Here is a 21017-nt window from a genome sequence, read left to right on the forward strand (position 1 = left end):
CTCCCCCAAGGCCACAGGCCGCGCAGATCGCCGGAGGCCATGCAAACGGGCTGGTCAAGCAATCCGCGCCTGCCTATGGTCTGCCCTGCCCCGTCGAAAGGAGAATCGATGCGACATCTGCCCTGCCTCGCTCTGGTCCCGTTGCTTTGCGCGACGCTTGCAGCTTGTGGCGGCGGCCCGATGATGGAAGGCGGATACCCCGAACTTCTGCCGCTCGATCAACTTCTTAACGACACAAGCGAACCGGATTACGCGGGCACCAGCACGCTGGAGTCCCGCGCCGCCGCCCTGCGCGCCAAGGCCGCAGCCCTGCGCGCAGAACCCACAGACGGCACGTCGCAGGGCACCAATTAAGCGCCCCCTGCGCCAAAGCCTCCCTGCCGCCTGCGCCAACCGGATGCCCCAGAACCGGATGCGCGTTGCACCAAGGGGGATTTCCGGCTAACAGACCACAACTCAGACCAATCCCGATGAGGTATCTCATGTCCGCACAACGCTCGACCGGCCCCGCTCTTCGTCTAGGCATTGCCGGCCTTGGCACAGTGGGCATCGGCGTGGTCAAAATCGTCCAGCGCCATGCAGACCTGCTGGCCGCCCGCACCGGCCGCAAGGTGGAAATCACCGCCGTCTGCGCAAGAGACCGCAACAAGAACCGCGATGCGGATCTGTCCGGCTATGCATGGGAGAGCGACGCCGTCGATCTGGCCAAGCGCGAGGATATCGATGTCTTCGTCGAATTGATGGGCGGCCATGAAGGCGTGGCCAAAGATGCCACCGAGGCCGCGCTGGCCAGCGGCAAGGATGTCGTGACCGCCAACAAATCCCTGCTGGCCCATCACGGTCAGGCGCTGGCCGAGATGGCCGAAAGCCTTGGCCGCGTGATCCGTTTCGAGGCCGCGGTGGCGGGTGGCATTCCCTGTATCAAGGCCCTGACCGAAAGCATGGCAGGCAACCAGATCCGCCGTGTGATGGGCGTCATGAACGGCACCTGCAACTACATCCTGACGCGGATGGAAGATGCGGGCCTGCCCTATGCCACCGTTTTCGAAGAGGCGCGCCAGCTGGGCTATCTGGAAGCCGATCCCAACCTTGATGTCGGGGGCATCGATGCGGGCCATAAACTGTCGCTGCTGGCCTCGATCGCCTTCGGCACAAAAGTCGCTTTCCATGATGTGCAACTGGAAGGCATCGGCCGCATCTCTATCGACGACATCCGTCGCGCGGGGGATATGGGCTATAAGATCAAGTTGTTGGGCGTGGCGCAAATGACCGGTCGCGGGCTGGAACAGCGGATGACCCCCTGCCTTGTGCCCGCGACCTCGCCCTTGGGGCAACTGAGCGGTGGCACCAATATGGTTGTCGTCGAAGGCGATAGCGTCGGCCAGATCGTGCTGCGCGGGGCGGGTGCGGGCGAAGGCCCAACCGCCAGCGCCGTCATGGGCGATGTCGCCGATATCGCGCGGGGCCTGCGCCTGTCCACCTTCGGCATTCCGGCCTCGCAACTGACCGAGGCCACCGCAGCGGTCGCCACCGCGCCCGCCTCCTATTATCTGCGCATCAACCTGTCCGACAAACCCGGCGCACTGGCCAAGGTTGCGCAGGCTCTGGGCAATGCAGGCATCTCGATTTCGCGGATGCGTCAATATGGCCATGCCGACAGCGCCGCTCCGGTGCTGATTGTCACCCATAAGACCACCAGCGATGCAATCGAGCACGCCATCGCCACCTTCCCGCAAACCGGCGTGGTTCAGGGCGACCCCGTGGCGCTGCGTATCGAAGATCTCTGAAAGACATCCCCTGAAACAGGGCGGAACAAGGGCGGGGCGATCCCGCCCTTTTGCGTCCCCCCCTGCGCAAGTCTCCTGCGCCCAGTTTCCTGAGCCCAGTCTCCTGCGTTCGGTTTCTTGCCCGGACCAACCGGTCCGACGATTCTCTTCGGCCCATCCTTGAAGCAATATGGCCCGTCGCAGCGTCACAAAACATTCGACCTGCAAAAAACCGCCAAGTCCCTGAATTAACTTTCTTCTGTTAGCGATCACGGGGGTTGCCCTACCTGCCGGAACGGGTTTTCTTGGCGCTGGCCCATTTGCACTGCGCGAATACGCGCAAGAAACAGGACAAGAAATGAACACTCCCGTAGATTTCAATGACCGTATGCTTTCGCTGGGCTTGGCCCGTGTGTCTGAAGCGGCCGCCCATGCCAGCGCCGACCTGATCGGTCGTGGCGACGAGAAAGCCGCCGACCAAGCCGCCGTGAATGCGATGCGCGAGCAGTTGAACATGCTCGACATCAAAGGCGTGGTCGTGATCGGCGAAGGCGAGCGCGACGAAGCGCCCATGCTGTATATCGGCGAGGAAGTCGGCACCGGCCAAGGCCCCGCTGTGGATATCGCGCTTGACCCGCTGGAAGGCACCACGCTGACCGCGCTCGACATGCCCAACGCGCTGACCGTCATCGCGATGGCGCCGCGCGGCACGCTGCTGCATGCGCCCGACGTCTATATGGAAAAGCTCGCCATCGGTCCGGGATACGAGAAAGACGTGGTCTCGCTCGAGATGTCCCCCGCCGAGCGGGTGAACGCGCTGGCCAAGGCGCAAGGCGTCACCCCCCGCGATATCACCGTCTGCATTCTCGACCGCGAGCGTCATCAGGAGATGATCAAGGAAGTCCGCTCGACCGGCGCGGCGATCCGCCTGATCACCGATGGCGATGTGGCAGGTGTCATCCATTGCGCCGAAGCCGAGGCCACCGGCATCGACATGTATATGGGGTCCGGCGGCGCGCCCGAGGGCGTTCTGGCGGCATCGGCCCTGAAATGCATGGGCGGCCAGATGTGGGGCAAGCTGCTGTTCCGCAATGACGACGAGAAAGGCCGCGCGGCCAAGGCAGGCATCACCGATCTCGACAAGATCTATTCGCGTGACGAGCTTGTCACCTCGGATGTGATCGTCGCCATGACCGGCGTGACCAATGGCTCGATCGTGAAGGGCGTCAAGCGCGAGCCCGATTACATCGAAACCGAAACGGTGCTGATGCGTTCGAAAACCGGCTCCGTGCGCCGGATGATCTATCGCAACCCCACCAAGCGCAAGTAACCCCACAGACGGCCCCTCAGGGGGCCGTTTTACTTTGCCAAGGCGGCGATCCCCCCCGCCTGCCGGTTTCTTCTGGCGGCGCGCGCCCCTTTTGGCTAGGACTGCCGCCATGAGCGCCTTTCTGAATGTCGAACAATCCCTGACCAATCGCCATTGGGTGGGCCCCGGCCCCGAATCCGATCGGCTGACCGAAGCCATGGTGCAGGAAACCCGCCTGCCCCATCCCCTTGCCCGTATTCTTGTCGCCCGTGGCGTGCCGCCGATGGAGGCCGCAAGCTTCCTTGAGCCCACCCTGCGCGACCTGCTGCCCGATCCGCGCGAGATGCTGGATATGGAGAAAGCCTCGGCCCGCTTTCTGGCCGCGGTGAAGGCCCGCGAGCGCATCGCCATCTTTGCCGATTACGACGTGGATGGCGGCTCTTCTGCCGCCCTGCTGCTGGTCTGGCTACGGCAGATGGGGCTGGACCCGACGCTGTATATCCCCGACCGGATCGACGAGGGCTATGGCCCGAACGTACCCGCGATGGAAACCCTTGCGCGCGATCATGACCTGATCATCTGCGTCGATTGCGGTACGCTTTCGCATGAGCCGGTCGCAGCCGCCAAGGGCGCGGATGTGATTATCCTTGACCACCACTTGGGCGGTGAGACCCTGCCCGATTGCGTGGCCTGCGTGAACCCCAACCGGCAGGACGAGACCAAGGATCTGGCACATCTCTGTGCGGCCTCGGTGGTGTTCCTGATGCTGGTCGATGTGAACCGGCTGATGCGCGGCGAGGGCCTGAAGGGCCCCGATCTGATCGCCATGCTGGATCTGGTGGCGCTGGCCACGGTGGCCGATGTGGCGCCGCTGATCGGCTGCAACCGCGCCTTGGTGCGGCAGGGGCTGAAGGTGATGGGGCGGCGCGACCGCGTGGGGCTGCGCGCCTTGGCGGATGTCTCGCGTATGGATCAGGCGCCCAATGCCTATCACTTGGGTTTCCTGCTGGGGCCACGGCTGAATGCGGGGGGCCGGATCGGTGCCGCCGATCTGGGCGCGCGTCTTCTATCGACCACCGACGAGGCCGAGGCGCAGGCGCTGGCCGACCGGCTTGACCAGCTCAACACCGACCGCCGCGACATCGAGAACCGCGTCCGCGAGGCCGCATTGAAACAGGCGGAAGACCGCGGGCTGGATGCGCCTCTGGTCTGGGCCGCAGGCGAGGGCTGGCATCCGGGCGTGGTGGGCATTGTCGCCGCCCGCCTGAAAGAGGCCACCAACCGCCCCGCCGTGGTGATCGGGCTGGATAAGGGCATCGGCAAGGGCTCGGCGCGCTCGATCAACGGGGTGGACCTTGGTGCCTCTATCCAGCGTGTGGCCGCCGAGGGGCTGTTGCTGAAAGGCGGCGGGCATAAAATGGCCGCAGGTCTGACGGTCGAGGAAGGCAAGCTGGAGGCCGCGATGGAGCGTCTGGCAGAGCTGTTGGCCAAGCAGGGCGCGGGGGCCGGTGGGCCGCGTGATCTGCGCATCGACACGCTGCTGATGCCCGGCGCGGCCACAACCGACCTGATCGAGCAGATCGAACAGGCCGGCCCCTTCGGTCAGGGCGCCCCTGCCCCGCGTTTTGCCTTCCCCGCGATGGAAATTACCGGCGCGCGTCAGGTTGGCGAATCGCATCTGCGATTCTCTTTCGGGGATGGTCTGGGCCAGAAACGCGATGCCATAGCCTTCGGGGCCTTTGATAGCGCCATCGGTCCGGCCCTTGCCAAGCCGGGGGCGACACGATTCCATCTGGCCGGCCGACTGGAAATCAACACCTGGGGCGGCAGAAGCAAGGTTCAACTGCGGCTGGAGGACGCCGCACCCGCTATTGAAACCCTTTGAAAGCGCATATTTTCATGGGTGTTTTCCCCGCGCGCTACGACAGGTGAGAATATCGTGAAAAAACCTCTTGCGCGGCGAAGAAACCTCGACTATCTACCGCCCCACGCCGCAAGCATGGCCCGTTCGTCTATCGGTTAGGACGCCAGGTTTTCAACCTGGAAAGAGGGGTTCGATTCCCCTACGGGCTGCCACTTGCAACGCAGGCGTGTCAGAAATGGCCCGTTCGTCTATCGGTTAGGACGCCAGGTTTTCAACCTGGAAAGAGGGGTTCGATTCCCCTACGGGCTGCCACTGACACCGCCGAACACGCCAGAGTGGCCCGTTCGTCTATCGGTTAGGACGCCAGGTTTTCAACCTGGAAAGAGGGGTTCGATTCCCCTACGGGCTGCCAGCGCATTTCACTCTCACCACTATGAAAACAATAGCAAATCACGCCTTGGCACTATTTGCACATTGCGGATCCTTACGTCAAATTTTAGTAATGTAATTACATTGCAAAATATTGACCAACGGAGCTTTTCATGACCCTCTTCCGCCTCGCCCTCACTGGCATCTTCGCCTTGGGCCTTGCCCATACAGCCGCCGCCGAGAGCCATACGCATACCCATGCCTCGGATGATATTTATCATGGCTATTTCGAGGATTCGCAAATTGCAGATCGCAACCTTTCGGACTGGGACGGAAGCTGGCAATCGGTCTATCCCTACCTCAAGGATGGCACACTGGATCCCGTCATTGCCCATAAAGCCGAAAGCGGAGATAAATCCGCCGCCGAGTACCGCGCCTATTACGATACAGGCTATAAGACCGACGTCGAACAAATTGATATCAAGGGCGACACCGTGACCTTCCATACCGGCACCTCGTCCTATAGCGGCACCTATCGCGCCGATGGGCATGAAACCCTGACCTATGCAAAGGGCAATCGCGGTGTGCGCTTCATCTTCAAGAAAGCCGCAGGTGATATGCAAGCCCCTGACTACATCCAGTTTTCCGACCATGCCATTGCACCGCAGAACGCGGTCCATTTCCATCTGTTCTGGGGCAATGACCGCGCCAGCGTCCTCAAGGAGCTGACAAATTGGCCGACCTACTATCCCACCGCGCTCAGCGGTGCGCAGATCGTGCAGGATATGCTGGCCCATTGAACCAAAGGGCCGGAACATCTCCGGCCTTCTCCTTCTGCCCCCAGCACGGACCAATGGCCCTCAGGCGGGCGTGGCCAACACAGATCGCCTTCATGCAAAACGCCGCCCCAACCGGAGCGGCGTTTTCTGGTTCACCCGAAACCGATAGCTTCGCCAGCGATGACAGAGCAGCCCCCGTCAAGTGACAGCCGCCCCCCCCGAATGGCAAAATTACGCGGGTGATTTCACAAGGACGATCGCCCAACCGCCAGCGCACTTCACTCAGGCGTTGAAAAGGAAATGCAGAACGTCGCCGTCCTTGACCTCGTAGGTCTTGCCCTCGACGCGGAATTTGCCAGCCTCCTTGGCCCCCGCCTCGCCTTTGCCCGCGACATAGTCATCAAAGGCAATGGTCTCGGCACGGATGAAACCACGTTCGAAATCGCCGTGGATCACGCCTGCCGCCTGCGGCGCCAGCGTGCCCTGCGGAATCGTCCATGCACGCGCCTCTTTCGGCCCAACGGTGAAATAGGTCTGCAACCCCAGCAACTCGTAGCCTGCGCGGATCAGACGGTCGAGACCCGCTTCCTCAAGCCCCATTTCGCCCAAGAACATCTCGGCTTCCTCGGCCTCGAGCTGGCTGATCTCTTCCTCGATCTTGGCCGAAATCACCACCGTGCCCGCGCCCTGTGCCGCGGCCATCTCGGCCACTTTGGCTGAAAGAGAATTGCCGGTGGAGGCCGAGCTTTCTTCCACGTTGCAGACATAGAGGATCGGCTTCGAGGTCAATAGCTGCAGCATGCGCCACGCTTTTTGGTCGTCTTCCGAAACCTGCACCGTGCGTGCCGGACGGCCCGCCTCCAGCGCCTCTTTCGCGGCCAGCAGCAGTTTCTCCTGCTCTTTCGCTTCCTTATCGCCACCGCGGATCTTGCGCACAAGATTGGCCAGACGCTTCTCGATCGACTCGAGATCGGCGATCATCAGCTCGGTCTCGATGGTCTCGGCATCGGCCACCGGATCAATGCGACCATCGACATGGGTCACATCGTCATCCTCGAAACAGCGCAGCACCTGCGCAATGGCATCGGTCTCGCGGATATTGGCCAGAAACTGGTTGCCCAGACCTTCGCCTTTGGACGCGCCCTTCACCAGACCCGCGATATCGACAAAGGTCATACGGGTCGGGATGATCTCTTTCGACCCCGCGATCTCGGCCAGCTTATCGAGACGCGGATCGGGAACTGCGACCTCGCCCACATTCGGTTCGATCGTGCAGAACGGAAAATTCGCCGCCTGCGCCGCTGCCGTCTTGGTCAGCGCGTTGAACAGGGTCGACTTGCCGACATTCGGCAGACCCACGATACCCATCTTGAAGCCCATCACGCTCTCCTTGGCAAAACGGTCCTGAAATTCTCGCCCCCTAGTAAAGCGCAGGCGCATTTCATGCAAGATTGACCCGCGCTTGAAGGCAATCCGGCCTTGCGGGCGCTAGACAAGCCCCGCGCCTTGCGCGAAAAGAGGCGCAAAGCTTAGGGAGCATGTCATGACCACCACCCGCATCGATACCAAGTTCGCGGCCCTGAAAGCCGAAGGGAAGAAAGCCTTTGTCGCGTATATCATGGGCGGCGACCCAGATGTGGCGCATTCTCTCGAGGTCATGAAAGCCCTGCCCGCCGCCGGCGTGGATATTATCGAACTGGGCATGCCCTTCACCGATCCGATGGCGGATGGGGCCACCATCCAGCTTGCCGGCCAACGCGCGCTGGATGGCGGCATGACGCTGCAGAAAACGCTGGATATGGCAACGGAATTCCGCAAAACCGATGATACCACCCCGATCGTGATGATGGGCTATTACAACCCGATCTATTCGCGCGGCGTGGACAAGTTCCTGATCGACGCCAAAGCGGCAGGGATTGACGGATTGATCGTCGTGGACCTGCCGCCCGAAGAAGATGAAGAGCTGTGCATTCCGGCGCAGAAAGCCGGAATCAACTTCATCCGTTTGGCCACCCCCACAACTGACGCGAAGCGCCTGCCCAAAGTGCTGCAGAACACCTCCGGCTTTGTCTATTACGTATCGGTTACCGGCATCACCGGTGCCGCGGCAGCCCAACCGCGCGACGTAGCCCCCGAAGTGGCCCGCATCAAGGCCTCGACCGATCTGCCGGTGATCGTGGGCTTTGGCATCAACACCCCCGATGCAGCCCGCGACATTGCCGCTATTGCAGACGGCTGTGTGGTCGGCTCAGCTATTGTCAAGGAAGTTGCCGCGGGCAAAGGCACAGAAGACATCGCAACATTTGTCGCAGCGCTTGCTGCGGGTGCCCATTCCGCCTGATCCATCGCGTCAGAAAAGGGGGCTCTGCCCCCAGCGCCTGACGGCGCCTCCCCCGGGATATTTCAGGCAGCTGGAAAACAGGAAAGACGCATGAGCGTATCGGCCGCCTCATTGATACATCGGCGGTGCAATCCCATGCGCCTCCCGTCTGTCCATCTGCACGGCCATCGGCGTCCCCGCCTGTTCCGCCTCTCAACTTTGAAACAATAGTCTTAAATTTACCCTAATGTTTCCAGCTGCCCGAAATATCCTCGGGGGATGAATTGCGGCTTCAGCCGCAAGAAGGGGGCAGACAGCCCCCTTTCGCAACATCTCTGCCATGCAGCATTGTTTAATTGCCATCTCCGAGCGGCATTGCTAAGCCATGAGCAAAATTAACTTTCGGAGTGTTTTCCATGGCCGTTATCACTTGCATCGACGATCTTAAACGTCTTCACAAACGCCGCACGCCGAAGATGTTTTACGATTATGCCGAGAGCGGCTCCTATACCGAGCAGACGTTTCGCGAGAACACCACCGATTTCCAGAAGATCCGTCTGCGCCAGAAAGTGGCCGTAGATATGGAGGGGCGCTCGACCGCGACCAAAATGATCGGGCGCGATGTCGCGATGCCTGTCGCCCTGGCCCCTGTCGGGCTAACGGGGATGCAGCGCGCCGATGGCGAGATCAAGGCGGCCCGGGCAGCGGAAAAGGCCGGCATCCCCTTCACATTGTCGACGATGTCGATCTGCTCGATCGAGGACGTGGCCGCCCATACGACCGATCCGTTCTGGTTCCAGCTTTATGTGATGAAGGACGAAGACTTCGTGGATGCCACGCTGGAGCGCGCTAAAAAGGCGGGCTGTAGTGCGCTGGTGCTGACGCTGGATCTCCAGATCCTCGGCCAGCGGCACAAGGATCTGAAAAACGGTCTGACCGCCCCGCCGAAACTGACCCTGCCCGTTCTGCTGGATCTGGCCACAAAATGGCAATGGGGCTTCGAGATGCTGCAGACCAAGCGGCGCTTCTTCGGCAATATCGTGGGCCATGCGAAGGGCGTGAGCGATGCCTCGAGCCTTGGCAGCTGGACCGCCGAGCAGTTCGACCCCAAGCTCGACTGGTCGAAAATCGCCCGCATTCGTGACCAATGGGGCGGCAAGCTGATCCTGAAGGGGATCCTTGATGAGGATGATGCCCGACTGGCACGCGATTTCGGGGCCGATGCGATGATCGTGTCGAACCATGGCGGGCGTCAGCTGGACGGGGCGCTGAGCGCCATCCGTATGCTGCCGAAGATCCGCGAGGCCGTAGGGCCGGAGATGGAAATCTTTATGGATAGCGGCATCCGTTCGGGGCAGGATGTGCTCAAGGCTCTGGCCTTGGGGGCCAATTCCACCTTCATCGGTCGCGCCTTCATTCATGGGCTGGGCGCGATGGGCGAGCAGGGCGTGGCCACGGCGCTGGAGATCATCCGCAAGGAGCTGGATATCACCATGGCCCTGTGCGGCGAGAAGAACGTGCACGATCTCGGGCGTCACAACGTGCTTCTGCCCACGGGCTTCTTGGACGAATACGCCTGAGACGGCCGTTTTGGGGCTTGCCATAAAGGGGATTCTCGCCTAATGGCAGGCGCTCATGGGTCGCACCCTTGGAGGCGGCCCTTTTACATTCCATATTCGGAGATAGCAAAATGGCAAAAGAGATCGAAACGATCAAAGCCGTCGTGCGTTCGGGGACGGGCAAGGGGGCCGCTCGCGCAGCACGTCGTGAGGGCAAAGTACCTGCAATCGTTTACGGCGATGGTAAAGAACCGCTGGCACTGAACCTCGAGTTCAACCCGCTTCTGACCCGTCTGCGCAAAGGCCGCTTCCTGTCGACCCTGTTCAACCTGAAGGTCGAAGGTCAGGAAGACGTCCGCGTGATCTGCCGCGGCGTTCAAAAAGACGTCGTCAAAGACCTGCCGACCCACGTCGACTTCATGCGCACCCACCGCAACTCGCGCATCGCACTCTTCGTGCATGTCGAGTTCGTGAACCACGAAGCCGCACCGGGCCTCAAGCGCGGTGGCGTTCTGACCATCGTACGTCAGGAAGTCGAGCTGGAAGTTCTGGCCGGTGATATCCCCGAGCAGATCGTTGTCGATCTGACCGGCAAGAAAATCGGCGACGTGATCCACATCTCCGAAGTCTCGCTGCCCAATGGCGCGAAACCGACCATCGACCGCGACTTCGTCATCGCAAACATCGCAGCGCCCAAAGGCCTTGGCGGTGGTGACGACGAAGAAGAAGCCGAAGGCGAAGCCGCAGCTGAATAATCTGCGCGCAGACCTCTGTCTGACGGAACGCGGGGCCAATGGCTCCGCGTTTTGCATTGCAAGAGAAGGCGATCAGGCCAGCGCTGCCTCGCCCGCAAAGGCAAGCCCCTCATATTCCCAGCCCATCAAGCCGCCCAGCATGATCTTCACGGGCCGCCCGAGCCGCGCAATCGCCAGCGCCGCCTGCTCGGCAGCATTGCAATGCGGACCAGAGCAATAGACCACAAAAAGGGTGTCTTGCGGCCAGTCAGCCAGCCGCCCTGCCGTGATCATGCGATGCGGCATGAACACCGCGTTCGGGATATGGCGGCGGGCATAGGTGTCCGGCGTCCCCATCACATGCAACAGGACGAAGCCGCCATCGGCGTCGTGCACATCATGGCAATCGGTATGCAGCGCGCATTGGGGTTCCAGCAGCGCCACGACATCGGCGGCAGCAACAGGCGGGCGGGACAGAACAGCATTCATTTCGAAACTCCTTTTCTCGATAAGGCCAGATTGCCAGACCCTGCCCCATCGCGTAAGATGGCGGAATGACAACGCAAGACAATATCCTGCCACTTCTGCCTTTGCAGCCGATCGCCAATAACCGTGTCGTGGCGCTGATCTATGACGGGCTATGCACCTTTGAATTCGGTGTCACCGCCGAGATTTTCGGCCTCCCGCGTCCCGAGATGGGCCCGCATTGGTACCGGTTCCGCACAGCGGCGATCGAGCCGGGCCCGCTCCGCGCGCATGGCGGGCTGAGGGTCAGTACCGATGGCGGGCTGGAACTGCTGGAGGAGGCAGGCCTGATTGTCATCCCCGGCTGGCGCGGCGCGCATACCCCCGCCCCGCCCGCACTGACAGCCGCGCTGATTGCAGCCCATGCGCGCGGCGCGCGGATTGCCACGATCTGTTCGGGCGCTTTTGTGCTGGCCCAGACGGGGCTGCTCGACGGCCACAGCGCCACCACCCACTGGCGCTATGCCAAAGATTTTGCGGCCCGCTATCCGGATGTCACCCTGCGGGCCGACAATCTCTATACCGATGATGCCCCGCTTTATACCTCTGCGGGCTCGGCGGCGGGGCTGGATCTGGGGCTGCATATCGTACGGCAGGATTTCGGCGCGGAGGCCGCCAATTCGGTCGCCCGCCGCCTCGTCATCGCCTCCCATCGCGATGGCGGGCAGAACCAGTTCCTGCCCCGCCCTGTCCCGCGCGCCACCGAGGCCGACAGGATTGCGCCCCTGCTGGACCGGCTGCGCCAGAACCTCACCCATACCCCCACCATCAGCAGCCTCGCAAACGCCTGCGCCATGAGCGAGCGCACCTTCCTCAGGCGTTTCCTCGACGCCACAGGCACCACCCCGATCCGCTTCCTCAACGAAGAGCGCCTCAGACAGGCCGCCCTCCTCCTCGAAGCCCCCACCCCAAGCATCGACCAGATCGCCGAGCGCTGCGGCTTCGGCTCCGCCGCGCTCCTGCGCCACCACTTCCGCAAACGCTATGGCGTGGCCCCTGCCACTTGGCGTCAGCGCTTCGGCCAGATAGAAAGCGCCTGACGCTTATTTTCCAGCTGCCCGAAATATCCCGGGGGTGAATGGCGCGGGCACCGCGCCAGAGGGGGCAGAGCCCCCAGCCCCGCCACGGCAACGGGCCGCATGAACCGAAGGACAGAACACATGCAACTCTGGGTGGGCCTCGGAAATCCCGGTGCGAAATATGCCGGAACCCGACATAACATCGGCTTCATGGCGCTTGACCGCATCGCCGAAGACCACGGCTTCGGCCCGTGGAAATCCAAATTCCAAGGCCAGATCAGCGAGGGCCGCTTGGGCTCCGAGCGTATCGTGCTGCTCAAGCCCGAGACCTTCATGAACAATTCTGGCCAGTCGGTCCGCGCGGCAGCCGATTTCTACAAATTCACCGTAGAAGACCTGACCGTCTTCCATGATGAACTTGACCTTGCCCCGGGGAAATGCCGTTTGAAACAGGGCGGAGGCCATGCGGGCCATAACGGGCTGCGCTCGATCCATGCGCATCTCTCGCCCGATTACCAGCGCGTGCGGCTGGGCATCGGCCACCCGGGCCATAAGGACCGCGTGGCGGGCTATGTGCTGGCCGATTTTGCCAAATCCGAAGAGCAGATGCTGGATGACCTGAAGCGCGGCCTCTCGGACGGCGCCACAGCTCTGGCCTCGGGCGACGGGCAGAAATTCCTCAATGCGGTCAGCCTGCGCACCGCGCCGCCGCGCAGCTCCACCGGCACCCGCCCCGAAAAGATCCAGACCGAGCGCCCCGCCAAACCTGCCGCCGCGCCGGAAGACACCCGCTCGCCGCTGGAAAAGCTGAAAGACAAGTTCGGGAGATAGTCCTCAAACAAGGACTGCCGTTGATCTATGCTCGGAGCAGTTAGAAAAAAGGATCGCTCCAAGTGCATTTTCTCAAAGCCTTAAAAGACACCCCGCCCTTTGTCAGCGGACTTCTGATTGGCTTTTTGCTGGCCATCACCACCTATGCGCTGGCAGATAGCCATTTCCAGTCAGAACTCTTCTCTCAATGGACAACCTTCATCGGCGCAGGGGCTACGCTGATAGCCGGCGCGGCTGCATGGATATCAGCCATGAGGGCTGCGCGTACATCTGAAGCAATGGGGCTAGTTTCGGATGCAGCACGGCATGTCGAGGCTTTGCTAACTGCGCGGCACGAAGTTTATCTTGAAGCGGGCGCCCCACCTCTAGTGACCAACTTGGCCATGGAACTTTCCAATGTGTCTCGCGCACTAGGCACAGGTTCGTTAAAGACATTGCGGCAACTAAAAGACGAGTTTTCGACCAAACCAAAACCCGTAGCACAGTCCTATTTCGCACTACACGAAGCTGCTGCTGCACTTGCCGCTGGCTACGTAACGCTTTTCTCGGCAGCAAAGGCCTGCGATCAAATTGTCGGTGGCACCAATCACAGCGGCGTGCAGCGAAGTCGACATGGCAAATATGCCAGACAGCTTGCCGCTATGGAAATCTGCGACAGCCGCCACAAAGACCTTTTGACACGGAAGGCAGACTAACAAGCTCCGCCGAAGCGGCAGAGCTTGCCAAAGGATCACCTTACCAATGGCCGGTGTTTTCCATGCTGGCCCAAGGCTCGACGGGGGCGAGGGCATCGCCCATTTGTAGCAGCTCGATCGACACATTATCGGGCGAGCGTACAAAGGCCATATGGCCATCGCGCGGCGGGCGGTTGATGGTCACGCCCGCCTCTTGCAGCTTGGCGCACATGTCGTAGATATTCTCGACCCGATAGGCCAGATGCCCGAAGTGGCGGCTGTCCGAGGGCAGACCGCTATCACCATCCCAGTTCCACGTCAGCTCGACATCGGCACGGCCATCTTCTTGGCCCGGCGGGCACATGAAGACCAGCGTGAAACGGCCCTTTTCATTTTCGACACGGCGGCGCTCGATCAGACCCAGAAGTTTGAAAAACCCGATCGTCTTTTCCAGATCCAGCACGCGGACCATAGTGTGCAGATATTCGACCTTCATAGCGGCCTCCTTTCGTTTGGATGCAAGGTAATCCACAGCTTTGAAAGAGCAAGCAGTTGCCCCCCGAGGCTTTTCCCGCGATACAGAGAGCCAATCGAATCCGCCTGTAGAGTTTACGGAGACCGCCATGACGCTTACCCCCGAACAGCTTGCCGATATCGAGGAACAGCGCGCGCTGTCGCAGCCGACCCGCCGCGCGGTCTCGCCGGGGATGGAAGAGCGCCTGTATACCGCGCATCCGGTGCTCGATCACGGGCTGATCCGCGTCATCGACTATATGGGCGATGATAATGCCATCACGCAGGCCGCGCGCGTCAGCTATGGCCGTGGGACGAAGAAGGTCTCGGATGACCGCGGGCTGATCCGCTATCTGATGCGCCACTGGCACTCGACCCCCTTCGAGATGTGCGAAGTGAAGTTCCATGTGAAGCTGCCGGTCTTTGTCGCCCGCCAGTGGATCCGCCACCGCACCGCCAATGTGAATGAATATTCGGCGCGCTATTCGATCCTCGACCGCGAGTTCTATATCCCCGAGCCCGACCAGCTGGCAGCGCAATCCACCGTCAACCATCAGGGCCGTGGCGCGGTTCTGCAAGGCGCCGAAGCAGCACGCGTGCTGGACATGCTGCGCGAGGATGCGATGCGGTCCTACGACCACTATGAGGACATGCTGACCGCCGATGAGGAGGCGGGCAAACAGGGGCTGGCGCGCGAATTGGCGCGGATGAACCTGCCCACCAATATCTATACCCAATGGTATTGGAAGGTGGACCTGCACAATCTCTTCCACTTCCTGCGCCTGCGTGCCGATGCCCATGCGCAATATGAGATCCGCGTCTATGCCGAGACCATGTGCGATATCGTCAAGGACTGGGTGCCTGCCGCCTATGAGGCCTTCGAGGATTACCGTCTGGGCGGGGTCAACCTGTCAGGCCGCGCGGTCGAGGTGCTCAAGCGCCGCCTTGCGGGCGAAACCGTCACCGCCGAGACTTCGGGCATGTCCAAAGGCGAATGGCGCGAATTCGAAGCCATCTGGGGCTGATGGCGGGGCTTGAACGCTTTCTGAAAGAACAGGAGCGCGACTTTCCGGTCGCGCTTTCGGAATTGCAGGCCGGTCGCAAGCGCGGCCACTGGATGTGGTGGATTTTTCCGCAACTGGCCAGTCTGGGCATATCGCCGCGATCAAAGGAATTCGGGTTGGCCGATATGTCGGAAGCCCGCGCCTATCTGGACAACCAGACTTTGCAAACACGGCTCAGCGCCGCTTGCAAAGCCGTGCTGCAACATCCAGAAAAAGATATAGACGACATTCTGGGAACGGTCGATGCGCGCAAGTTACGCTCCTGCATGACGCTGTTCGAAATGGCTGAAACCGACGCGAAGTCGGACAGCGGTGCCATATTCACTCGTGTTCTTGTCACTTTTTACAATGGCAGCCGCTGCCCTCGCACGCTCGAGCAGCTTTAACCTTCAGGGGCGATATCTTCCCCTGCACTGGCTACATACACACATACCGGTCTACTCGTGACACACGGCGGAGGCGTTACTCGTTAACACTTGAAACATTGCCTCCGCCGCCGCCCCGATATATTTCCGAGGCATGTTTGTTTTAGCATCTGCAAACAAGTTTTGTAAAATTAAAACAATTAAAATGCTTAATTTTCAGTTACTTATCAGGGTTACGTTAAGCCAGCTTGGCAACCCATGTTGATAGCGCCGCAAGCGATTTTGGCTCGTCCAGAAACGGAATATGCGCCCGATCCGCGACCTCCGCGAAGATCATATCCGGCCTGAGCTGCTGCATTTTTGCTGCGGTCTGCGCGCTCAACAGCACCGAATTCGCTCCGCGAATCAGACAAAGCGGCAGCTCTGCGAAAGCTTCGAAGAACGGCCAAGCCTCGGGCAGATCACCTTTGAAGTCCTTCAGGAAAGGCTCGCGCAACGCAGGGTCGTAACGCAGGCGCAGGCCTTCGGGGGTTTCCAGATAATGGTGACGCACCTCCTGCGCCCAGCGGCTGGCGGGAACATTTGCAAAGCCCACCATCAGATCGGGCAGACGCGCGGCCATAGCATCATAGGTCTTCGCAGCAGGATTGCGCCCGAGATAGTCGAAAATCGCATTCAGCCCCGCCGTTTCAAGCTTTGGCCCCACGTCATTCAGGCAGGCCCCCAGCAGCCGGTCATGCGCCACAGCCGCCAGATACATCGCGATCAGCCCCCCGCGCGAGGTGCCCAGAATCGCCGCCTTCTCCAACCCCAGATGGTCCAGAAGCGCCAACGCATCAGCCCCCTCCTGCGGCACGGTATAGGTAGCAGCCTCCGTAAACTCCGACTGCCCGCGCCCGCGGTAATCCATGCGGATCAACCGCACGCCCATGTCCAGCAGATAGGGCGCCACATAGTCGAAATCGGCCATATTGCGGGTCAGCCCCGATAGCGCCAGCACCGGCACCCCCTGCCCCTCGTCACGATAGGCCAGTTTCGCACCATCGGCGGCGGTAAAGAATTGCGTCATCGGGAAATCCTCCTATGTCCTATGCTCAGGATAGGCCTGCGCGCCCCGAGCGCCATGAAAAAGGGGCGGTCCGCCGCCCCTTCGACTTCACGTTGGCTTCAGACGCCTAGTCGCCGCGCGGGAAGCGCTTGTTGGATTCCAGCACATTGAGGTCCATGTGATTGCGCATATAGGCCTCGGAGGCATCCTTCAGCGGCTGGTAATCCCACGGGTAATAGCCGCCCTGACGCAGCGCATCATAGACCACCCAGCGCCGCGCCTGCGAGGCCCGCACATCCGCATCATAGCGGTCCAGATCCCAGCGCGCCTCAGCCTCGGCTTTCATCGCCCTGTAGGCCTGCGAATGGGCAGGGTCACCTGCTAGGTTCACCAGTTCATGCGGGTCGGCCCCCAGATGGAAAAACTGGTCGGGGTCCAGCTTGCACAGGTTCAGCTTGTAATCCCCCTGCCGCAGGCTGACGAGCGGCGCGTAAGACCCTTCGGCGGCATATTCCATCTTCACCGACGACTCGCGCGTGCCGCCTTTGGCCAAGGGCAGCAGGCTTTCGCCATCCAGCCAAGGCGCGATCTCCTGCAGGTCGATCCCCGCCAGATCGCATAGCGTCGGCGTCACATCGATGGTAGAGACAGGCGTCTTGACCAGACGCGGCTCGACCCCGCTGGCCGCCATCATCAAAGGCACCCGCGCCGAGCCCTCGTAGAAGTTCATCTTGAACCACAACCCGCGCTCGCCCAGCATATCGCCATGATCCGAGACGAACAGGATGATCGCCTCTTGGCCGGTGCTTTCCAGCGCCTCCATGATCTCGCCAATCTTATCGTCGCAATACGAGATATTGGCGAAATAGGCGCGGCGGCTGTCGCGGATATCCTCTTGGGTGATGTTGAAATTGCGCCAGTCATTGGCGTCAAAGATGCGTTTGGAATGGTTGTCCTGATTGTCATAGCCCATATCGGGGACCGTGGGCATCAGATGCTCGCAATCCTCATAGAGGTCCCAATATTTCTTGCGCGCCACATAGGGGTCATGCGGATGGGTCATGCTGACGGTCAGCATCCACGGGCGGCTGTCCAGACCGCGCGCCAGATCATAGACCTTCATCTTCGCCTCATGGGCGACATTATCGTCATATTCCAGCTGGTTGGAGATCTCGCCCACGCCTGCGCCGGTGACCGAGCCCATATTGTGATACCACCAGTCGATCCGCTCACCCGGCTTGCGGTAATCCGGCGTCCAGCCGAAATCAGCGGGGTAGATATCGGTGGTCAGGCGGCTCTCGAACCCGTGCAGCTGGTCAGGCCCCACGAAATGCATCTTGCCCGAGAGGCAAGTCTGATAGCCTGCCCGACGCAGGTGATGCGCGAAGGTCGGAATATCCGAGCGGAACTCGGCGGCATTGTCATACACCCCCGTCGAGCTGGGCAGCTGCCCCGACATGAAGGCCGCCCGCCCCGGAGCGCAAAGCGGCGAGCCCGTATAGGCATTGGCAAAGCGCACCGACCGTGCCGCCAGCTTCTTGAGATTCGGCGCATGCAGCCACTCTGCCGGACCATCGGGGAACAGGGTGCCGTTGAGCTGATCCACCATAAAGATCAGGATATTCGGTTGCGACATCGCGGGGGCCACTCCTCGTTGATTTGAAAATCTCATCAGACCTGCCCAGAAAGCAGGCTTGAACCGGCTTTCTTTGACCGGATTGCGCAGTTCCACCCATGTGCATGACAAAAACGGATTGCCATGTTAGGGTAGGAATGCACTAATTGACTCGTCAATCAAAAAAACACAAAGCAACCGGGAGTAACAATGAAAGCCAAATTTCTGGGCGGTGTGACCGCCTCTGTCATCGCCCTCAATGCCGCTGCCGCTTTTGCCGATTGTGGCACCGTGCGGTTTTCCGATGTCGGCTGGACGGATATCACCGCCACCACCGAAACCGCGAAAGAAGTGCTGACCGCTCTTGGCTATAAGGTCAATGTCGATGTGCTCGGCGTGCCGGTCACTTTCTCGTCGCTGGCCTCGAATGATATCGACGTCTTCCTTGGCAACTGGATGCCCGCGCAGCAGGCCGCCATCGGCCCCTATCTCGACAAAGGCACGATCGATGTGGTCACCACCAACCTGACCGGCACCAACTACACGCTGGCCGTTCCGACCTATCTTTACGACAAGGGGCTGCATAGCTATGCCGATATCCCGAAATTCGCCGACGAGCTGGATCACAAGATCTACGGCATCGAGCCGGGCAATGAAGGAAATGGCTACCTGATGGACCTGACCGAGAAGGGCAAGGTTCTGGAGGGGTTCCAGATTGTCGAAAGCTCGGAACAGGGCATGCTGGCGCAGGTGGGGCGTCTTTATCCGAAAAAGAAGGCGGTGGTGTTCCTTGGCTGGGCCCCGCATCCGATGAATTCGACCTATGACATCAAATACCTGACCGGCGGCGAGGATTTCTTTGGCGGCGAAGGCACGGTGCAGACCGTGACCCGTAAAGGCTATGCGACCGAATGCCCGAATGTCGGCAAGCTGCTGAAAAACATGACCTTCACTCTGCCGATGGAAAACGAGATCATGGGGGCGATCCTCAATGACGGCAAAGACCCCGACGAGGCGGTTCCGGCATGGCTGAAAGCGCATCCCGATGTTGTCACCCCGTGGCTGGACGGCGTGACAACCATTGACGGCAAAGAGGGCCTGCCGGTTGTGAAAGACGCGCTGGGTCTGTGACCCCGCTCTCAAAACGACAAAGCCGCGCAAGCCCCGCTTTGCGCGGCTTTTTGCGGCCCGCTGTTCTTCCAAGAACTTCAACCGCTTGAGGCGACGCCCCCTGAGTCGGCGGCACGTGCCAGCCCCCTGCCCGACAGGGTCGATCCTGCAATTTTTGCGACAAGTTTTTCCCTTATGTCGCAAATCCCCGTCGCAGGGGTCGCAAATGCGCCTTCGCCAAATCTTAATCGTGACTACTCTGGGTCCATTGAAACCCACAGCCGCGCAGCACTAGCGTGCCATGGAGACAAGGCCATGCAACCCTCCGCTTCCCTTCCCGAGCTTCTCGCCCGCCGCAAACCCGGCCATGCGCTCGAACAGGCCTTCTACACCTCTCCCGAGATCTTCCAGACCGATCTCGACCAGATCTGGTACAAGGAATGGCTCTTTACCGCCTCGCGCGCCGAGCTGCCGAAGAAAGGCGCCTATGTCACCCATAAGGTCGGCGCCTATACGGTGGTGATCGTGCGTGGTCAGGATGATGTCATCCGCGCCTTCCATAACACCTGCCGCCACCGTGGCTCGGTGATCTGCCAGCACAAGAAGGGCACCGCTGCCAAGCTGGTCTGCCCCTATCACCAATGGACCTACGAGCTGGATGGCCGCCTGCTATGGGCGCGCGATATGGGGCCGGAGTTCGATGCCTCGAAACACGGGCTGAAGCCCGTCAACTGCCGTGAGGTCTCGGGGCTGATCTATATCTGTCTGGCCGAGAATGCGCCCGATTTCGACACGTTTGCCGAGACCGTCACTCCCTATCTGGAGGTGCATGACCTGTCCAATGCCAAGGTCGCCTTCCAGTCCACCATCATCGAGAATGGCAACTGGAAGCTGGTGTGGGAAAACAACCGCGAATGCTATCACTGCGCGGGCAACCACCCCGACCTGTGCCGCACCTACCCCGAAGATCCCTCGATCACCGGTGTCAGCGCCGATGGCACCTTCCCAGAGAAGGTTGAAAACCACTTCAACCGTCTGGAAGCCATGGGTGCGCCCTCGCGCTTCAAGATGGCCGATAACGGCGAATATCGCGTGGCGCGTATGCCGCTCTTGGATGGTGCCGAAAGCTATACGATGAATGGCAAGATCGCCGTGAAAAAACGTCTGGGCCGCGTGCCGGTGCTGGATGCGGGCACTTTGCTGCTGTTCAACTACCCCACCACGTGGAACCACTTCCTGTCGGACCATTCGATCACCTTCCGCGTGACGCCGATCAGCCCGACCGAGACCGAGGTCACCACCACATGGCTGGTGAATAAAGATGCGGTCGAGGGGCAGGATTATGACCTCAAGAACCTCACCACCGTCTGGGAACATACCAATGACGAGGATCGCCGCGTGGTCGAAGACAACCAGCAGGGCATCAACTCGCCCGCCTATGAGCCCGGCCCCTATTCGCCAACCCATGAGGATGGCGTGATCCAGTTCGTGAATTGGTATTGTGACACCATGACTTCGCGGGTGGGCCCCGTGAAGCTCGCAGCGGAGTAAGT

Annotated in this window: 20 protein-coding genes and 3 tRNA genes; 18 read left to right on the top strand and 5 right to left on the bottom strand. The window is 60.8% G+C overall.

Annotation, left to right across the window (positions count from 1 at the left end; all coding sequences use genetic code 11):
- Nucleotides 1-108 precede the first annotated feature (108 nt).
- The 8 genes from RPE78_RS02535 (at nt 109) to RPE78_RS02570 (ending at nt 6108) form a co-directional block, all read left to right on the top strand.
- The gene (locus RPE78_RS02535; RefSeq protein ID WP_339107929.1) at nt 109-354 is read left to right on the top strand and encodes a hypothetical protein; all 246 of its coding nucleotides are present in this window, start codon (nt 109-111) and stop codon (nt 352-354) included.
- Nucleotides 355-482: 128 nt separating this feature from the next.
- Nucleotides 483-1787, top strand: coding sequence for a homoserine dehydrogenase (locus RPE78_RS02540; protein WP_406721155.1), 1305 nt, complete (start codon nt 483-485; stop codon nt 1785-1787).
- Nucleotides 1788-2124: 337 nt separating this feature from the next.
- Nucleotides 2125-3096 (top strand): class II fructose-bisphosphatase, encoded by a 972-nt coding sequence (gene glpX, locus RPE78_RS02545; protein WP_339107931.1) that lies wholly within the window; start codon nt 2125-2127, stop codon nt 3094-3096.
- 109 nt (nt 3097-3205) lie between these two features.
- A complete protein-coding gene (recJ, locus tag RPE78_RS02550; protein ID WP_406721156.1) occupies nt 3206-4960 on the top strand; it encodes a single-stranded-DNA-specific exonuclease RecJ in 1755 nt (584 codons plus the stop codon).
- A 116-nt stretch (nt 4961-5076) separates the two neighbouring features.
- Nucleotides 5077-5151, top strand: a tRNA-Glu gene (locus RPE78_RS02555).
- A 25-nt stretch (nt 5152-5176) separates the two neighbouring features.
- Nucleotides 5177-5251: transfer RNA gene (locus tag RPE78_RS02560), tRNA-Glu, on the top strand.
- Between the two features lie 25 nt (nt 5252-5276).
- Nucleotides 5277-5351, top strand: a tRNA-Glu gene (locus RPE78_RS02565).
- Between the two features lie 130 nt (nt 5352-5481).
- Nucleotides 5482-6108 (top strand): ZinT family metal-binding protein, encoded by a 627-nt coding sequence (locus RPE78_RS02570; RefSeq protein ID WP_406721157.1) that lies wholly within the window; start codon nt 5482-5484, stop codon nt 6106-6108.
- A 261-nt stretch (nt 6109-6369) separates the two neighbouring features.
- Here the strand turns inward: RPE78_RS02570 and ychF are convergent, their stop codons facing one another.
- Entirely contained in the window at nt 6370-7467 is a 1098-nt protein-coding gene (gene ychF / locus RPE78_RS02575; RefSeq protein ID WP_339107934.1) for a redox-regulated ATPase YchF, read from the bottom strand.
- Nucleotides 7468-7630: 163 nt separating this feature from the next.
- On the opposite strand from ychF, the gene trpA reads away from it, so the two are divergent.
- The 3 genes from trpA to RPE78_RS02590 all read left to right on the top strand — a co-directional run bounded on the left by trpA (nt 7631) and on the right by RPE78_RS02590 (nt 10721).
- The gene (gene trpA / locus RPE78_RS02580) at nt 7631-8428 is read left to right on the top strand and encodes a tryptophan synthase subunit alpha (protein WP_339107935.1); all 798 of its coding nucleotides are present in this window, start codon (nt 7631-7633) and stop codon (nt 8426-8428) included.
- Between the two features lie 395 nt (nt 8429-8823).
- Nucleotides 8824-9987, top strand: a complete 1164-nt coding sequence (locus RPE78_RS02585) for an L-lactate dehydrogenase (protein ID WP_406721158.1) — start codon at nt 8824-8826, stop codon at nt 9985-9987.
- 110 nt (nt 9988-10097) lie between these two features.
- Nucleotides 10098-10721, top strand: a complete 624-nt coding sequence (locus RPE78_RS02590; protein ID WP_406721159.1) for a 50S ribosomal protein L25/general stress protein Ctc — start codon at nt 10098-10100, stop codon at nt 10719-10721.
- Nucleotides 10722-10793: 72 nt separating this feature from the next.
- On the opposite strand, the gene RPE78_RS02595 is transcribed toward RPE78_RS02590, so the two are convergent.
- Nucleotides 10794-11189: a rhodanese-like domain-containing protein gene (locus tag RPE78_RS02595; RefSeq protein WP_406721160.1), complete on the bottom strand. Its 396-nt coding sequence runs from the start codon at nt 11187-11189 to the stop codon at nt 10794-10796.
- 65 nt (nt 11190-11254) lie between these two features.
- On the opposite strand from RPE78_RS02595, the gene ftrA reads away from it, so the two are divergent.
- From ftrA to RPE78_RS02610, 3 genes are all read left to right on the top strand, one after another.
- Nucleotides 11255-12265, top strand: coding sequence for a transcriptional regulator FtrA (ftrA, locus tag RPE78_RS02600; RefSeq protein WP_406721161.1), 1011 nt, complete (start codon nt 11255-11257; stop codon nt 12263-12265).
- Nucleotides 12266-12385: 120 nt separating this feature from the next.
- Nucleotides 12386-13075, top strand: a complete 690-nt coding sequence (gene pth, locus RPE78_RS02605; RefSeq protein WP_406721162.1) for an aminoacyl-tRNA hydrolase — start codon at nt 12386-12388, stop codon at nt 13073-13075.
- A gap of 62 nt (nt 13076-13137) precedes the next feature.
- Nucleotides 13138-13770 (top strand): hypothetical protein, encoded by a 633-nt coding sequence (locus RPE78_RS02610; protein ID WP_406721163.1) that lies wholly within the window; start codon nt 13138-13140, stop codon nt 13768-13770.
- A 40-nt stretch (nt 13771-13810) separates the two neighbouring features.
- Here RPE78_RS02610 and RPE78_RS02615 read toward each other — a convergent pair whose 3' ends face one another.
- Entirely contained in the window at nt 13811-14245 is a 435-nt protein-coding gene (locus RPE78_RS02615; protein ID WP_406721164.1) for a VOC family protein, read from the bottom strand.
- A gap of 127 nt (nt 14246-14372) precedes the next feature.
- On the opposite strand from RPE78_RS02615, the gene thyX reads away from it, so the two are divergent.
- Complete coding sequence (gene thyX, locus RPE78_RS02620; RefSeq protein ID WP_406721165.1) at nt 14373-15287, top strand: FAD-dependent thymidylate synthase; 915 nt, start codon at nt 14373-14375, stop codon at nt 15285-15287.
- Nucleotides 15287-15712, top strand: coding sequence for a DUF1810 family protein (locus tag RPE78_RS02625; RefSeq protein WP_339107944.1), 426 nt, complete (start codon nt 15287-15289; stop codon nt 15710-15712). The genes thyX and RPE78_RS02625 overlap by 1 nt, the downstream gene beginning before the upstream one ends.
- Before the next feature lie 217 nt (nt 15713-15929).
- On the opposite strand, the gene RPE78_RS02630 is transcribed toward RPE78_RS02625, so the two are convergent.
- On the bottom strand, nt 15930-16760 hold the full coding sequence (locus tag RPE78_RS02630; RefSeq protein WP_406721166.1) for an alpha/beta fold hydrolase: 831 nt from the start codon (nt 16758-16760) through the stop codon (nt 15930-15932).
- A 106-nt stretch (nt 16761-16866) separates the two neighbouring features.
- The gene (gene betC / locus RPE78_RS02635; protein ID WP_406721167.1) at nt 16867-18375 is read right to left on the bottom strand and encodes a choline-sulfatase; all 1509 of its coding nucleotides are present in this window, start codon (nt 18373-18375) and stop codon (nt 16867-16869) included.
- A 189-nt stretch (nt 18376-18564) separates the two neighbouring features.
- Between betC and choX the strand changes: the two genes are divergently transcribed.
- Nucleotides 18565-19485 (top strand): choline ABC transporter substrate-binding protein, encoded by a 921-nt coding sequence (gene choX, locus RPE78_RS02640; protein ID WP_339107947.1) that lies wholly within the window; start codon nt 18565-18567, stop codon nt 19483-19485.
- Nucleotides 19486-19779: 294 nt separating this feature from the next.
- Nucleotides 19780-21015 (top strand): aromatic ring-hydroxylating dioxygenase subunit alpha, encoded by a 1236-nt coding sequence (locus RPE78_RS02645; RefSeq protein ID WP_406721168.1) that lies wholly within the window; start codon nt 19780-19782, stop codon nt 21013-21015.
- The last annotated feature ends 2 nt before the right edge of the window (nt 21016-21017 follow it).

Source organism: Thioclava litoralis (assembly GCF_045278885.1).
Lineage (GTDB): Bacteria > Pseudomonadota > Alphaproteobacteria > Rhodobacterales > Rhodobacteraceae > Thioclava > Thioclava litoralis.

Coding starts and splice junctions, on each gene's coding strand:
- RPE78_RS02535 (WP_339107929.1), top strand. CDS start 109: ATGCGACATCTGCCCTGCCTCGCTCTGGTCCCGTTGCTTTGCGCGACG.
- RPE78_RS02540 (WP_406721155.1), top strand. CDS start 483: ATGTCCGCACAACGCTCGACCGGCCCCGCTCTTCGTCTAGGCATTGCC.
- glpX (WP_339107931.1), top strand. CDS start 2,125: ATGAACACTCCCGTAGATTTCAATGACCGTATGCTTTCGCTGGGCTTG.
- recJ (WP_406721156.1), top strand. CDS start 3,206: ATGAGCGCCTTTCTGAATGTCGAACAATCCCTGACCAATCGCCATTGG.
- RPE78_RS02570 (WP_406721157.1), top strand. CDS start 5,482: ATGACCCTCTTCCGCCTCGCCCTCACTGGCATCTTCGCCTTGGGCCTT.
- ychF (WP_339107934.1), bottom strand. CDS start 7,467: ATGGGCTTCAAGATGGGTATCGTGGGTCTGCCGAATGTCGGCAAGTCG.
- trpA (WP_339107935.1), top strand. CDS start 7,631: ATGACCACCACCCGCATCGATACCAAGTTCGCGGCCCTGAAAGCCGAA.
- RPE78_RS02585 (WP_406721158.1), top strand. CDS start 8,824: ATGGCCGTTATCACTTGCATCGACGATCTTAAACGTCTTCACAAACGC.
- RPE78_RS02590 (WP_406721159.1), top strand. CDS start 10,098: ATGGCAAAAGAGATCGAAACGATCAAAGCCGTCGTGCGTTCGGGGACG.
- RPE78_RS02595 (WP_406721160.1), bottom strand. CDS start 11,189: ATGAATGCTGTTCTGTCCCGCCCGCCTGTTGCTGCCGCCGATGTCGTG.
- ftrA (WP_406721161.1), top strand. CDS start 11,255: ATGACAACGCAAGACAATATCCTGCCACTTCTGCCTTTGCAGCCGATC.
- pth (WP_406721162.1), top strand. CDS start 12,386: ATGCAACTCTGGGTGGGCCTCGGAAATCCCGGTGCGAAATATGCCGGA.
- RPE78_RS02615 (WP_406721164.1), bottom strand. CDS start 14,245: ATGAAGGTCGAATATCTGCACACTATGGTCCGCGTGCTGGATCTGGAA.
- thyX (WP_406721165.1), top strand. CDS start 14,373: ATGACGCTTACCCCCGAACAGCTTGCCGATATCGAGGAACAGCGCGCG.
- RPE78_RS02625 (WP_339107944.1), top strand. CDS start 15,287: ATGGCGGGGCTTGAACGCTTTCTGAAAGAACAGGAGCGCGACTTTCCG.
- RPE78_RS02630 (WP_406721166.1), bottom strand. CDS start 16,760: ATGACGCAATTCTTTACCGCCGCCGATGGTGCGAAACTGGCCTATCGT.
- betC (WP_406721167.1), bottom strand. CDS start 18,375: ATGTCGCAACCGAATATCCTGATCTTTATGGTGGATCAGCTCAACGGC.
- choX (WP_339107947.1), top strand. CDS start 18,565: ATGAAAGCCAAATTTCTGGGCGGTGTGACCGCCTCTGTCATCGCCCTC.
- RPE78_RS02645 (WP_406721168.1), top strand. CDS start 19,780: ATGCAACCCTCCGCTTCCCTTCCCGAGCTTCTCGCCCGCCGCAAACCC.